This is a genomic window from Peribacillus sp. NPDC060253 (assembly GCF_042727425.1).
Lineage (GTDB): Bacteria > Bacillota > Bacilli > Bacillales > DSM-1321 > Peribacillus.
In genome coordinates this window covers 1-13,488 of the sequence record NZ_JBHXAS010000125.1, presented here as the reverse complement: position 1 = coordinate 13,488, position 13,488 = coordinate 1, and the positions used below count along the sequence as shown (strand labels likewise).

General features: G+C 41.0%; 13 protein-coding genes, 2 pseudogenes and 1 other annotated feature. Of the genes and pseudogenes, 5 read left to right on the top strand and 10 right to left on the bottom strand.

Going from position 1 to position 13,488, the window contains the following annotated elements; all coding sequences use genetic code 11:
* Positions 1-753: NAD(P)/FAD-dependent oxidoreductase (locus ACFWE9_RS22455; protein ID WP_377358884.1), on the top strand; the 753-nt coding region annotated here is incomplete at its 5' end.
* A 145-nt stretch (positions 754-898) separates the two neighbouring features.
* On the opposite strand, the gene hxlB is transcribed toward ACFWE9_RS22455, so the two are convergent.
* The 6 genes from hxlB to ACFWE9_RS22425 all read right to left on the bottom strand — a co-directional run bounded on the left by hxlB (position 899) and on the right by ACFWE9_RS22425 (position 6,195).
* The gene (gene hxlB, locus ACFWE9_RS22450) at positions 899-1,450 is read right to left on the bottom strand and encodes a 6-phospho-3-hexuloisomerase (RefSeq protein WP_230161438.1); all 552 of its coding nucleotides are present in this window, start codon (positions 1,448-1,450) and stop codon (positions 899-901) included.
* Entirely contained in the window at positions 1,447-2,079 is a 633-nt protein-coding gene (gene hxlA, locus ACFWE9_RS22445) for a 3-hexulose-6-phosphate synthase (RefSeq protein ID WP_230161440.1), read from the bottom strand. Before hxlA ends, hxlB begins: the two co-directional genes overlap by 4 nt.
* Positions 2,076-3,365, bottom strand: a complete 1,290-nt coding sequence (locus ACFWE9_RS22440) for an MFS transporter (RefSeq protein ID WP_377358881.1) — start codon at positions 3,363-3,365, stop codon at positions 2,076-2,078. Before ACFWE9_RS22440 ends, hxlA begins: the two co-directional genes overlap by 4 nt.
* On the bottom strand, positions 3,362-4,318 hold the full coding sequence (locus tag ACFWE9_RS22435; RefSeq protein ID WP_377358879.1) for a sugar kinase: 957 nt from the start codon (positions 4,316-4,318) through the stop codon (positions 3,362-3,364). Before ACFWE9_RS22435 ends, ACFWE9_RS22440 begins: the two co-directional genes overlap by 4 nt.
* Complete coding sequence (locus tag ACFWE9_RS22430) at positions 4,305-5,075, bottom strand: sugar phosphate isomerase/epimerase family protein (RefSeq protein ID WP_230161447.1); 771 nt, start codon at positions 5,073-5,075, stop codon at positions 4,305-4,307. The genes ACFWE9_RS22435 and ACFWE9_RS22430 overlap by 14 nt, the downstream gene beginning before the upstream one ends.
* Positions 5,076-5,160: 85 nt before the next feature.
* On the bottom strand, positions 5,161-6,195 hold the full coding sequence (locus ACFWE9_RS22425) for a LacI family DNA-binding transcriptional regulator (RefSeq protein ID WP_377358877.1): 1,035 nt from the start codon (positions 6,193-6,195) through the stop codon (positions 5,161-5,163).
* 254 nt (positions 6,196-6,449) lie between these two features.
* Here ACFWE9_RS22425 and ACFWE9_RS22420 point away from each other — a divergent pair, with 254 nt between their 5' ends.
* From ACFWE9_RS22420 to ACFWE9_RS22410, 3 genes and pseudogenes are all read left to right on the top strand, one after another.
* Positions 6,450-6,689: a hypothetical protein gene (locus tag ACFWE9_RS22420; RefSeq protein WP_230161451.1), complete on the top strand. Its 240-nt coding sequence runs from the start codon at positions 6,450-6,452 to the stop codon at positions 6,687-6,689.
* Positions 6,690-6,845: 156 nt separating this feature from the next.
* Positions 6,846-7,925: pseudogene (locus ACFWE9_RS22415) on the top strand (CotH kinase family protein); the annotation flags it as partial.
* Positions 7,926-7,976: 51 nt separating this feature from the next.
* Positions 7,977-8,351 (top strand): SET domain-containing protein, encoded by a 375-nt coding sequence (locus ACFWE9_RS22410; RefSeq protein WP_230161559.1) that lies wholly within the window; start codon positions 7,977-7,979, stop codon positions 8,349-8,351.
* Between the two features lie 171 nt (positions 8,352-8,522).
* On the opposite strand, the gene argS is transcribed toward ACFWE9_RS22410, so the two are convergent.
* From argS to desA, 3 genes are all read right to left on the bottom strand, one after another.
* Entirely contained in the window at positions 8,523-10,202 is a 1,680-nt protein-coding gene (gene argS / locus ACFWE9_RS22405; RefSeq protein ID WP_377358875.1) for an arginine--tRNA ligase, read from the bottom strand.
* Positions 10,203-10,236: 34 nt separating this feature from the next.
* Positions 10,237-10,455, bottom strand: a binding site (T-box leader).
* An 83-nt stretch (positions 10,456-10,538) separates the two neighbouring features.
* Positions 10,539-11,084 (bottom strand): response regulator, encoded by a 546-nt coding sequence (locus ACFWE9_RS22400; protein WP_377358873.1) that lies wholly within the window; start codon positions 11,082-11,084, stop codon positions 10,539-10,541.
* 88 nt (positions 11,085-11,172) lie between these two features.
* On the bottom strand, positions 11,173-12,204 hold the full coding sequence (desA, locus tag ACFWE9_RS22395) for a Delta(5) desaturase DesA (protein WP_377358871.1): 1,032 nt from the start codon (positions 12,202-12,204) through the stop codon (positions 11,173-11,175).
* 380 nt (positions 12,205-12,584) lie between these two features.
* Between desA and ACFWE9_RS22390 the strand changes: the two genes are divergently transcribed.
* Positions 12,585-12,995, top strand: a complete 411-nt coding sequence (locus ACFWE9_RS22390) for a hypothetical protein (RefSeq protein WP_377358869.1) — start codon at positions 12,585-12,587, stop codon at positions 12,993-12,995.
* A gap of 80 nt (positions 12,996-13,075) precedes the next feature.
* On the opposite strand, the pseudogene ACFWE9_RS22385 reads toward ACFWE9_RS22390, so the two are convergent.
* Positions 13,076-13,334: pseudogene (locus tag ACFWE9_RS22385) on the bottom strand (DinB family protein); the annotation flags it as partial.
* Positions 13,335-13,488 lie beyond the last annotated feature (154 nt).

The following is a 13,488-nucleotide window of genomic DNA, read 5'->3' as shown; positions in this document are numbered from 1 at the left end:
CGTGAATATGCACAAACTAAAAATGAAGCGGACGCTACCATCGTAATCGGCGGCGGCGGATTGACGGGCGTCGAGTTAATTGGTGAAATTGTGGACCATTTCCCTAAAATCGCCAAAAAATTCGGAGTGGATTTCAAGGACTTGAAAATCAAGCTTGTGGAAGCTGGTCCAAAAATCCTTCCAGTTCTGCCTGATCACTTGATCGAACGTGCCATGACAAGCTTGGAAGCACGCGGCGTTGAATTCTTGACAGGCCTTCCTGTAACAGGTGTTAAAGGTAATCAAATCGAATTGAAAGATGGACAAACGATCACAGCCAATACGCTTGTTTGGACAGGCGGAGTTGCAGCCCTTCCTATCGTTGGCGAATCCGGCCTTGAAGTCGATCGCGGCAAAGCAGCCGTTAATGAGCACCTGCAATCGAAATCTCATAATGACGTATTCGTTGTCGGTGATAGTGCCCTTGCTTTCCCTCCAGAAGGCGGCCGTCCATACGCACCAACTGCCCAAAACGCATGGCAAATGGGTGAGCTTGTTGGATACAACCTATATGCAGCCTTTGAAGGCAAAAAACTTGAAGAATTTTCACCTGTAAACTCAGGTACACTTGCAAGCCTTGGCCGTAAGGATGCAGTGGCAACCGTTGGGGCTAATAACACTTCCCTAAAAGGTCTTCCTGCTACATTGATGAAAGAAGCAAGTAATGTTCGCTATTTATCACACATCAAAGCCCTATTCAGCTTGGCTTATTAATTTATTGTAGTATGTGACATGCATGCATTGACATGTCCGCGGTAAATGCCCTTTATCCCCGATTTCACCGGGATAAAGGGCTCTTTTTTATTGATTAATGAAGCGCAAAAAGGCGGGCACTCAATGAAGAGAACCCGCCTATATTTCACTCTACATTACTATGCTTGGAATAAGTCAGCTCATGGCTTATGGACTGGGTTAATGAATAATCCAAGCATACTGAATCACACAAAACATGTACGCACTGATCAAACAATGAGCTTAACGGCTGGATGCTTTTCGTTTCATGGCCCAAGCGATTTTTCGTTGCTGCCGGAATCAACAGGATCTCATGAGAAGCATGCGCTAAATCGGATTGATCATTCGTAGTGATGGAAAACACCCTGCATCCAATTTCCCTGCCTTTTTCCGCAACCGAAATCACACTCTTCGTCGAGCCGCTCCCGCTAATGGCTATGATTAAATCGCCTTTCGCTATTGAAGGAGTAATCGTTTCCCCGACTACATAAACATTCAAACCAAGATGCATCAATCGCATCGCAAAGGCTTTAGCCATGAAGCCCGACCTTCCCTCACCTACAATGAAAACCCTCGTCTCAGACTGTAAATGCTTTAGGAGCAAGTCCGTTGCCCCTTCATCCATTTTGTGAAATACACCGTTCACTTCCTCTAAAATAACCGCGATTTCTTTTTTCAAACTTCATTCACACCTTTCTCCCTATTCATCGTTTCCTTAAAAAGACGGGCAGCTTCTGCTGGATCTTTTGCTTTTGTGATTGCCGAACCAATTATAATGACATCCGTGCCCTTCCTGATCATTTCAGGCAACGATGAAAGAGTGATCCCCCCTGCTGCCGCTCGCATGAATCCAGTATGATTTCTCATATTGATCATGACTTGATCTTTGTTCTCCTGGCTATCCTTGCTTACATGCTCACAGAATATCGCCTGATTGTAAAACCGTAATTGTTCAAGCCGGGAATCGGAAACATTCAATAAGTCAATCATGATTCTCCCTTTGTATTCACGTGCTTTTTCCAGGCATTTTTGGATGGTTACATCAGTTGCAGCCCCCATCACCGTGGCTACATTTGCTCCGCCTTGAAAGCAAAGGTCCATTTCGTAAGCCGCATTGTCCATCGTCTTCATGTCTGCAACGATTTTTTTATTAGGAAAGTGATTTCTCATTTCTTTAATGCTATTCATGCCGAACTCTTTTATTAGGGAAGTGCCCACTTCAATCCAATCAACCGAGGATTCCACTGTTCGGGCCATTTCAATGGCTTCTTCCATCTTCATTCGGTCCAATGCCAGCTGGATTATCATGACGAAACCACCTCCACTTGCATGACTGATGTAACCGCTGGCTTTTTAACCATCAATGTGAGTACCGCTGAAATCAATAAAGATCCCGCCATGAAAACATAGGATGCGCCAGGCCCTCCAGTCAATCCATTTAAATATCCGACGAAATAGGCACCTACAAATGAACCAAGTGCCCCCATGCTATTAATCAGGGCCATTGCTCCGCCAGCCACATTCCGTGGAAGGATTTCTGGAATGATGGCAAAGAAAGGTCCATAAGGGGCATACATCGCACCGCCAGCAATGACCAACAGCGCATATGAAAGCCAGAAATTCGATGTACCGATCAAGAAGGAGCCGATGAATGCGATTGCCCCAACAAGCAGCGATGTCCAAACGAATGTTTTCCGATTTAATGTTTTATCCGAAAAATAGGATAACGCCAGCATCGAAATGACCGCTAACAAGTAAGGTCCGGAAGAAAGCCAGCCCGTTGCAACAATATCCATATTTGACGCCTGCTTAATGATCGACGGCAGCCACATGACAAATCCATATACCCCAATGCTCCACATGAAGTATTGGATGCTAAGCAAAATGACTTGCTTTGACTTAAAAGCTTCTCTGTAATTTTTCACAGGTTTTAATGCTCTCTGTTCCTCTTGTAGGACAGCTTCCATATCTTTCTTTTCTTGATCGGTGAGCCACTTGGCATCTTTGGGACGATCATTCACGACCTTATACCAAATGAACGCCCACAGGACAGCTGGGAGCCCTTCAATGATGAACAGCCATCTCCAATCGAATGCCTTCAATAAGTAACCGGAAAGGATCGACATCCATAGTACAGTAACAGGATTCCCCAGAATCAAAAAAGTGTTGGCCCGGGAACGTTCTTCTTTTAGGAACCAATGGCTAAGGAAAACGAGCATCGCAGGCATAACAGCGCTTTCAACAACGCCAAGCAAGAAGCGAATTGGATAGAGCCATGCCACACTTGTTGCCATACCTGTCAATGTAGCAAGCCCCCCCCAGAGAATCAGGCTCCAGAAGATAAGAATCTTTGCACTTTTCTTTTCTGCATAATGTGCTCCAGGAACTTGGAAAAAGAAATAACCAAGGAAAAACAGGGCAGCCAGAAAGGAAGAAACACCTGCTGTGATATTAAGGTCTTCCCCCATCCCTCCCGCTACGCCAAACCCATAGTTGGCACGGTCGAGATAGGCAAGACTGTATGTGATGAACACTAAGGGGATTAATCTCATCCACCTTTTTCTTGAGGCAACCTGTAATTGAGAGGTTTTCATGATTGAAGCACTCCTTTTTTCATAAAGTGTTCTAGCTCTTCCCTATTAGGAAGTCCCTCATGATCTCCAGAAGACATCACGGCTTTTGCTCCTATCGCATTTCCCCGTACAACAGCATCTTCATATGAAGACCCTTCCAATAATGCACTGATTACTCCGACAGCAAACCCATCTCCTGCTCCTACCGTATCAACTACTTTCGTGACAGCAAAACCCGGAACTTCTTTCCTTTCATTTTCTGTCGCAAAGTATGCACCTTCTTCCCCGAGTTTAATCACCACAAGCTTAACCCCCCGTTCGAGATAGTAGCTGGCAATATCCTCTTTGTTCCTGTACCCCGTAAGAATTTCACCCTCCTGCATTCCAGGAAGCATCCAATCAGCCTCCTCTGCAAACCGATTGATGACGCTGATCATCTCCCTTTCATTCGACCAAAGGGAGGGGCGCAGATTTGGATCGAATGATATGGTTACACCTGTTTGTTTCATATGATTCAAGACTTGCCACGACAACTCTCTGAAACTGCTGGAAATGGCTGGTGGAATCCCCGTTAAATGAAGGTGCTGAGTTATAGGGAGCCTCTCCAGCGGAAAATCCTCCAGGGAAATCTTACTGGCGCTTGAATTCTTCCTGAAGTATTCAACAACTGGATCCCCTTTGTCGACCTTCGATTTCAGCTGGAATCCTGTTGGATTGAGCGCATCCACTAAAACATGGGATACATCCACGCCTTCGTTTGTTAGCGTTTTCAAAATCATGCGCCCGAATGAATCATCTCCCACCTTGCTCATCCATGCCGTTCTGATTCCTAACCTTGACAGACCAATGGCTACATTGGTTTCTGCCCCTGCCACATAACGTTCATAACGTAAGCAGTCTTCAAGGCTCCCTGGCTCATCCGCTATGAACATCGCCATTGCCTCTCCCATCGTCAATACATTAAGCTCGTTCATGGCTAACCTCCTGCTCCATTTTCAAAAGTGAAATATAGGTTTCTATATTTTCCAAGGTTACTGGGAATTCAATCGCTACTGGACAATTATCACTAAACCTTTCCAATAACTCCAATTCCTCAGGCAGAAGCGGCATAGATACCGGCTTTGTCACCCATTCCCCTTTCACCCTCTTTACTTGCTTCAAATGAATATAGGTTACATAACTCGCTAACTCTTGTGCTGCCTTCATCGGTACCTCTTCTGTATACAGCCAGTTGCCCGTATCAAACGTCAATTCTATCGGAATATCCAACTTTTCGGTACGGCTCAGGAAATGAGCGATTGTATTTACGTTTCCACCGGCAAGCGTTTGATCATTCTCGATCGTGATCTTTAATTCACCATTTTGCAGATTTTCCTCCAAGATCTCATTTACTTGAGTCATATCCGTTTCCGTGAAGTCGTAGTGTCCTAGAGGCAGCTTTAACAATTTTGCCCCGAGTTCATCAGCTTCCCTAACCAATTGCTTAAAGCCTAGTTCATTCATTTGAAGGTTAGATCCGATCAGGAATTCAGGAGCGGAATAATAAATGTCTAAGTTAAGCTCCCTGCAGAGGGTACCCAATTCTTTTAACGAATCATCCGGGGTCAATAGCTCTTTTCTGATTTCGATTCCATCTGCTCCAGCGTTTGCAATTGCTTTTATGATTTCAAGATGTCCGAGCGTTTGAACCCTTTCCATCGGTATTGAATTCATGCATACAAAGACTTTCATATTATTCCTCCTAATGAATGTGTTCTCACAAAAATGGTACCGGTACCATTTTTGTGATTAATAAAGTCTTCCATGCTAAGAAGACTTATTTCTGTATATAAGGCGTCGTTTGTCTTACATTCAATTTCGCTTGATACGCCATTGTCTGGGCTGGGGAAACTTGTCCATTAATACGGCGCAAGATCATTTCCATGGCGGCGACCCCGATTTGGTATGTAGGCTGTTCAATCGTTGTAATGCCCGAATAAACAATGGCACTCCAATCTGGATTATCAAAGCCCATCATCGCTAAATCTTCCGGAACCGACAATTTCTTTTCTTGTAAAAGTAAAATTAACTTTAATAGCACCACGCTATTTGCAGTCAATATCACACGTGATACACCTTCAGAATCATCTAAAAAATGCTGGAGCTTTGACTCGACATCATGTAAATCGTCGACATTTACCTCATACACATCTTTTGAACTCGGATGACTGTGGCTCATCAATGTTTGCTGAAAGGATAGCCGCCGTTCATACCTCGTGCTAACCTTGCTTGCTGGTTCGCTAAAAAACGCAATTTTCTCATAATTTTGGCCAACCAGATAATTGACCGCTTGTGTACTCGCCTGGATATTATCCAATCCTACCGTATCAATTTCAAGATTTGGCACTTTCCGATCAAGCAGGATGATCGGTGTCTTTTGGTCTTGCATCTGTTTTAACATGTCGTGATTTCCACCAGTCGTATGAATGATAAGCCCGTCGATTCGATGGGATAGAAGCATATCGAAATATCCTCTTTCCTTCTCCGGGTTATTATCCGAGTTGCAAATCATCAGATTATAACCATTTTGGCTGCATATATCTTCAGCCCCCCGAAGGATGGCCGTCGTATATGGATTGTTGATGTCCGCCACGATGATTCCAATCAAATAACTCTTATTGCTTTTGAGCCCTCTGGCCATGGTGTTTGGACGGTACTCCATTTGGTTGATTGCCAACTCGATTTTCTTACGTGTTTTGTCAGAGAGTTCATTATATCTCCCCCCTAAATAGCGGGAAACAGAAGTCTTGGAAACCCCCGCTTCTCTAGCGACATCGTAAATTGTAACTTTTGAATTTTCTCGTTTTACCATTTCATTCATCCATTCGCGAATTTTGGAACCGGTTCCATTTTTATAAATATTAACACATTACCAATGAATGTCAATCGATTTTATTCATATTCCTGCCTTTTGATTTAAAAGCAGGAAAAAGAGCTTTCCTTCCGTTCCGTTCCTCCATTCTATAAACCTCTTGACATCAGGCCCCCCTCCGAAATCACTCTCCGCTATTTTTTTTAGCCCGTTTGTCATTAACTGACGCTCAAGTAAGTACGATACTGCATATCATGAAATTAACCTTATTAAAGGAGGGGTCCGTATGCCGAAAGGGAAAAAAGGAAAAGGCGGCTCATCTGGCAGCAGCAGCAGTGGAAGCCATAGTGGCAGCCACAGTAGTAGCCGCAGCCATAGTGGCAGTAAATCCACTGGACATAAATCCACTGGTAGCACTTCAACTTCAACTTCTACTACTACTTCTACTTCAAGTACATCCACTGGAAGTGGGAAAAAAAGAAGAAGATAAATAGTTAAACCTTAACATGGTTCAACTTGATCATTCTCCGATTGATCAAGTTGAATTTTTTATTCATTACTGATGTAATTTCAAACGAACAATTCCCTGCTCAAAATCGTTTTGGATTGCCATGAAACAGCTTATAGAAGAAAGGAAGGAAGGTGAGTGTATGTCTTATCATATTCCATCTTATTTCTTAACGATAGAAGAAGATGATCTAGAAGATTTACGTGCGGACGTATGGAGTAATGACCCCATTCCCGCCTATTTGAAAGTGGAAAACGACATTTTTGATATCGATATTGCCTATCGGGGCTCTTATACCCGTAAATTCCGGAAAAGATCCTATTGGATTGATTTCATCGAGCCAGAAAGATTCTTTGACGCCCATAAAATCCATCTCAATGCCGAATACAGAGATCCTTCCCTCATCCGCAATAAACTCTCACTCGATTTCTTCCAGGACCTTGGAGTTCTTTCCCCTAATAGCCAACATATCAATTTATACCGAAATGGCTCTTGTAAAGGCGTTTATTTACAATTGGATTCTGTCGATGAGTTTTTTTTAGAAAAAAGAGGGCTTCCTGCAGGCCCCATTTATTATGCAGTCAACAATCATGCCAACTTTTCATTGGAAAGGGATGGGAAACCTAAAGACTCCCTTGTGTCAGGGTATAAACAGGCGTTTGGTAAACCTGACGACGATGAATTCCTTATTGAATTGATCAAAAAAATCAATACCACCCCTCTTGCAAAATTTCCGGAAATAATCTCGCAGCATCTTGATATCCATAAATACTTACACTGGCTGGTGGGAGCCGTCTGCACCATGAATAACGATGGTTTTACCCATAATTATGCACTATATCGCAATAGTGAAACGAAGTTGTTTGAAGTCATTCCTTGGGATTACGATGCCACTTGGGGACGCAAAGTCAGTGGCGGGATCATGGAGCACACATATGTCCCTATCGGAGGAAAACAGACAAATCACCTTAATAATCTGCTTTTGAAGGTTCCGGAATACCGTAAGTTCTACAAAGACCTCTTGGTTGAAACAATGGAAACCACATTTACCGTGGATTATATGGAAAATAAAGTATTATCACTGCACCAGGGCATACGCCCACACATCCTTCTTGATCCATATAAAAAGAATAAGGTTGATCTATTCGACAAAGAGCCGGAATTCATCTTCGAATTCATTCGCAAACGAAGTGATTACTTAAATAAGCACCTTGGTGACCTAGATGAAACAAAACTGAAAGCCAAGCAGGACTGGAAAAAAGCAATTGAGGCCGTGTCACCAATCTGCATTAAAAATACGGGGAAATATGGCAGGGGAATATATGCGACAAGGGATATTAAAAAGGATGAGCTCATTGAGGCATCACCTGTAATCTTTTCACCGAAAAGCGAATGGAAATATTTAAAGAAAACATCACTCTTTTATCACTGTTTTCATTGGGGGGACGAGGATACTGCCATTGCCTTAGGGAATGGCTCGCTATTCAATCATTCATACACTCCAAATGCGACATTCGATAATAATTTAGAAGATGTAACAATAGACTTTTATGCACATGAAGATATAAAGGCCGGCGAGGAGATCACGATCAATTACAACGGTGAAATTGATGATAAATCCGCTTTATGGTTTGATGTCATCGAATAGTGAATTGATTAAAAATATCTAAAAATGCTGCATTGTAATAAAAATTGCTTCAATAGAATTAAAAGAATCCATTTTGAAAAAAGAAGATCAAAATGGATTCTTTATTGTGATTTTTGTATACAGTTTTATAAACGTTATCGCCCCTATTCGGTATGCACGGGCATGTTAACTTTACATTTTCTTTGGCGCTGAAATTCCTAATAACCTTAGCGCATCCTTTAATACAATGGCTACGCAAAAAGCGAACGAAAGCTTCATTTGTTTCCACTCATCGTCGACTAAAACTTTCGTATGTGCATAATACTTATTGAATGCACGTGATAACTGCAAGCTGAATTTCGCAATTTGTGATGGATCTGCTTGTTCAAATGATTTTTGAACAATGATCGGGAACTGCTCAAGCAGTTGGACGACAGACCACGCATACTCTCCTAAAGCATCAAATTGGATTGCCTGTTCCTTAAATTCACCTTTTTCAAGCAATGATGAAATTCGTGCAAAGGTGTACTGCACATATGGACCTGTTTCCCCCTCAAAATTCATCATTTGCTCTAATGAAAAGTCAATATCGTTCATGCGATAATTTTTTAAATCATTGAAGATTACCGCTCCGACACCGACCTGCTTCGCAACCAGTTCTTTCTGTTCAAGCGCGTGATTTTTTTCTTCAATATTGCGCTTCGCTGTTTCAATTGCCTCTGCCAATACATCCGCAAGCAGCACAACTTTCCCTTTACGTGTCGACATTTTCTTACCGTCTTTTAACATCATGCCAAAAGCTACGTGTTGTAAATCTTTTGACCAATCATACTGCATTTTCTCAATGACATTAAAAAGCTGTTTAAAGTGCAGTGATTGTTCGTTTCCTACAACATAAAATGTCTTCTTCGCATCATAATGTTTTTTACGATACATGGCTGCAGCTAAATCACGTGTGGCATACAGTGTCGCCCCGTCCGTTTTTGTAATCAAACAAGGAGGCATATCTTCCATTTCCACAACATAGGCTCCTTCAGATAAGGAAAGTAAGCCCTTTTCTTTTAGTTCCTCGACAACCGCTTCCATTTTGTCATTGTAATACGCTTCACCTGCATAGGAATCAAAACGAATGCCTAATAAATCATAAATCGTTTCAAATTCTTTTAGAGACGCATCCCTGAACCATTTCCATAGCGCGCGTGCTTCTTCATCTCCATCTTCCAGCGACTTAAAGCTAGCCCTTGCTTGCTCGTTCAACGATTCATCCGTTTCTGCTCTTTCATGGAACTTCACATAAATTTTCAATAATTCTTGAATCGGGGAAGCTTCGATTGCCTCTTTATCTCCCCACAGCTTATAAGCGACAATCAATTTACCAAATTGCGTGCCCCAATCCCCTAAATGATTAATACGCACGGCATTGTAGCCATTTTTTTCAGCGATGTTAGCCAGTGCATTCCCTATGACTGTTGAGCGTAAGTGCCCCATGGAAAACGGCTTGGCAATATTCGGGGATGAATAGTCAATCACGACATTCTCTTGTAGAGGCTGCTTTGAACCATACTGATCCTTTTCACTTAATATGGTTTGCAGCACATTTTCTGTCACCCTCTGTTGATTGACGAAGATATTTACATAACCGCCCACTACGTTCACTTCTTGAATCAAATTACTGTTTAATTGATGGGCTATTTCAGTCGCAATCACTTGAGGTGATTTCCTTAGTTTTTTTGCAAGTGTAAAGCATGGAAATGCTACATCCCCTAATTCCGTGAATTTTGGCTTTTCCATTAATTTTTCTATTTCACTTGCTGGCAATTCATTGTGTAATGCAGTTGATATTAATGCTGCAATTGGTTTATTCATCGTCATTTCCCTCCTAAACAAAAAAAGCTCCCGTCTCTTAATAAGAGACGAGAGCATAGATTCCCGTGGTACCACTCTAGTTGCCACAAATTGTGACCACTTTCCATTGTTAACGAGGTGCCTCCCCGATGTTCCCTACTTAACGTTTCAAGAAATTTCTCCAAAGTGCGCTTCATTCATTTGTCCTGCATTAGGCTCACACCATCCCTAACTCGCTTTCCATTTCAAAATGAACTACTCTCTTTATCACAGAATTTTCAATATATAATTGAATTTATAGTACACAATTTAAAAAAGCGTGTCAACATCATATAGATGAACTTCTATAAAGAATGTTCATCCCTAACCTGCTGGTAACTTCATTTTTTCCTTGATGGTGGAAAAATATTTTCTTACGGTCCCAATCGTTTTACTTGGCTGATCAGATGGTTCAATTGTGGTTTGACCATCGGCTAACAGACCTAACATTCCCATTTCCCGTTGTTTATTGTTTGAAGTATCATCAATAAGCTCGGGCGAGTATATTCGCTTGCCATCCATTATGCCGCGAATCGAGCAGGCTAACTCGTCACTTGGGCTATCCTTCAATAAAAAGCCGCTAACATTAGCGTTTAAAGCACGCTGAAAATAACCAGACCTTCGAAAAGTCGTTAAAATGATTACTTTATACTCAAATGACTTCAAAGCTTCAGCAGCCTCAAGTCCGCTCCTTACAGGCATCTCCATATCCATAATACAAACATCAGGCTGTAAACGATGTATAAGAGCAATTGCTTCGTCTCCATTACTGGCTTTCCCGACAATTTCTATATCTTCTTCAAGATTGAGTAGAGAACTAATTGCCTCTAACAGCATTTCCTGATTCTCTGCAATGACAATTCGAATCATTTTAAGTTCTCTCCTTTATCGAGTCGCTTATATGAAGCAAAGACTCCCCCAAATCCTAGGATTATGAAGAGAGTCTGGAATGGCAGAATTATAGTTCAGATTTCACTTGAACGGAAACACTTTTTTTCGTTAAATACTTTATGTCTTTAAAGCCAACAAAATTCTTGTTTTTCTCATCCCACAAGCGGAAACGGAGCGACTGTAAGCTTGTAGCAAGAGTAATCGTTGGTACGTTCTTTAAAGGCTCTGTATGATTATGTGCATTTTCCAGTTTATAGTTAGGTACCCTTGGACTTAAATGGTGAACATGATGGTAACCGATATTACCAGTAAGAAACTGCATCAGTTTTGGGAGCTTATAAAAAGAACTTCCTTCCACTGCTGCTAACACATATTCCCACTCCTCATTTTCCTCGAAATAAGAGTCCTCAAATGTGTGCTGGACGTAAAACAGCCAAATGCCCACTGAACCAGAAATCATGAAAATGGAACCTTGTACCAGAAGGAACGACTGCCAGCCTACTGCCAAGCAAAGCAATGCCACTAAAGCAACGATTAATGCATTCGTCAAATACGTATTCATTTTTTCCTTTTTTCTAGCACCTTTTCGGTTAAATCTATTTTTAAGAAGGAAAACATAAATTGGTCCCAAACCAAACATCACCAATGGATTGCGATAAAAACGGTAGGCAAAACGAAGTTTAAGCGGTGCAGCCAAATATTCATCCACCGTTAGGGTCCAAATATCTCCTGTACCCCGCTTATCCAAATTACCGCTTGTAGCGTGATGCACAGAATGCTCATGTCCCCATTGATCAAACGGGAATAAAGTCAAAACACCCATGATCGTACCGACTACTCTATTCGCACGGCGGCTTTTGAAAAATGAATGATGTGTACAATCATGGAAAATAATGAATATCCTTGTCAAGAAACCAGCAGCCAACACAGCTGGAATTAAAGTTAACCAATAAGAAACGGAAAGACTTATATATGCTAGGTACCATAAAATAATGAACGGCCCCAAGGTATTGATGATCTGCCATATACTTTCCTTTGTCGTTGATTGTTCAAAAGGAGCAATTTGTTTTCTCAAGTTCTTCGTATTTTGCACGGTCATAAGTCAATTGCACTTCCTTATATTTGTCGTTATTTCATATTATACAGAAAGCAACCTGAAATTATTAGTACCAGGTGTCATGACTAGAAGATGACAAATGTCATGTACAAGTATTTTCAACGGAAAACCCCACCAAAAAATGATAAAAGGCCTAAACTGGCTAGATGTTCATACGAATAGGACGGTATAGTTCCCAACAAATTAATCTTCATTTGGAAGGATTTTTTCTTATCAAAGAAAGCTTAAAAACGAAAAACGTATAATTAACTGTCGTAAATCTCGAGGGATTTTAAAGAGAGGTTAATTATAAAATAAAGCTACTTATTATAGGCTTGGACTATTAAGATTTACCAGTTAAAAAACTGTAAAGGGGGATTAGTTTGGATAAGGAAATGGAGAAAATAATTGTAAAATCATTTTTCACCAAAAGGCTCCAAGATAGAATTCTGTTCGAATTGTCTTCAGCCAAGAAACGCAAGGATGCCTTAAGTCGCCTTTGTCATTCTTACAGAACAACTCTTCTTGAAGAATATATCATTGAGATTCCAAAACCTAATTCAGATCCAGTAGATATAGCTAAGTTACTAAAACAGAATGGTGCTGAAGATTCTTGTTATGTAATATCCTGGGATGAAGATATTGATGGTAAGGTGCTCCCCTTAATAACCGCCTTAGAAAAAGCTGTTGGAATGGGGATGCCATCAATCATATCCTGCATACCAAATAAACTCGCTTATTTTGAAGCTGAACAAGAAGTCCTTCCATCTCCAAGATTTTTTCTAAAAAGATAACAATGAATAATTGCATACACAAATAGGACTACCAATTTTATAGTCCTATTTCCAGGTGAAATATCAACATTAATCTTTAGTTACTTTCCTTTTAAAAATAAATAAAGACCATAATCCGTCGAAGTAGAGGCATAACCCATTTGGCGCAACATGGCCGTGATATTGCCGCGGTGATATGTTCCATGATTCACGACATGCGGCTGGATTCTCAATTATAAGAGGCTTATCTATATTTTCTTTTTGGCTAAACAGCGATTTGTACCGCCCGGACAATTCAAAAAACATGGCCTCCATTTCCTCTAATTCCTTTGACTCTGTTTGTTTCTTCAGTTGTTCAGATTATTCATCACAACGCGTTCAAAAAGCGCTGGTATTCGTAAATAAATGATCTGAATTTTAGTACTATCCTTCACGTTTTTGATAACTTTTTCGAAACCCCTACAAAAATTTTATTAAACCATTTAAAATATAAAAATTTTAAACGGAATAAAAA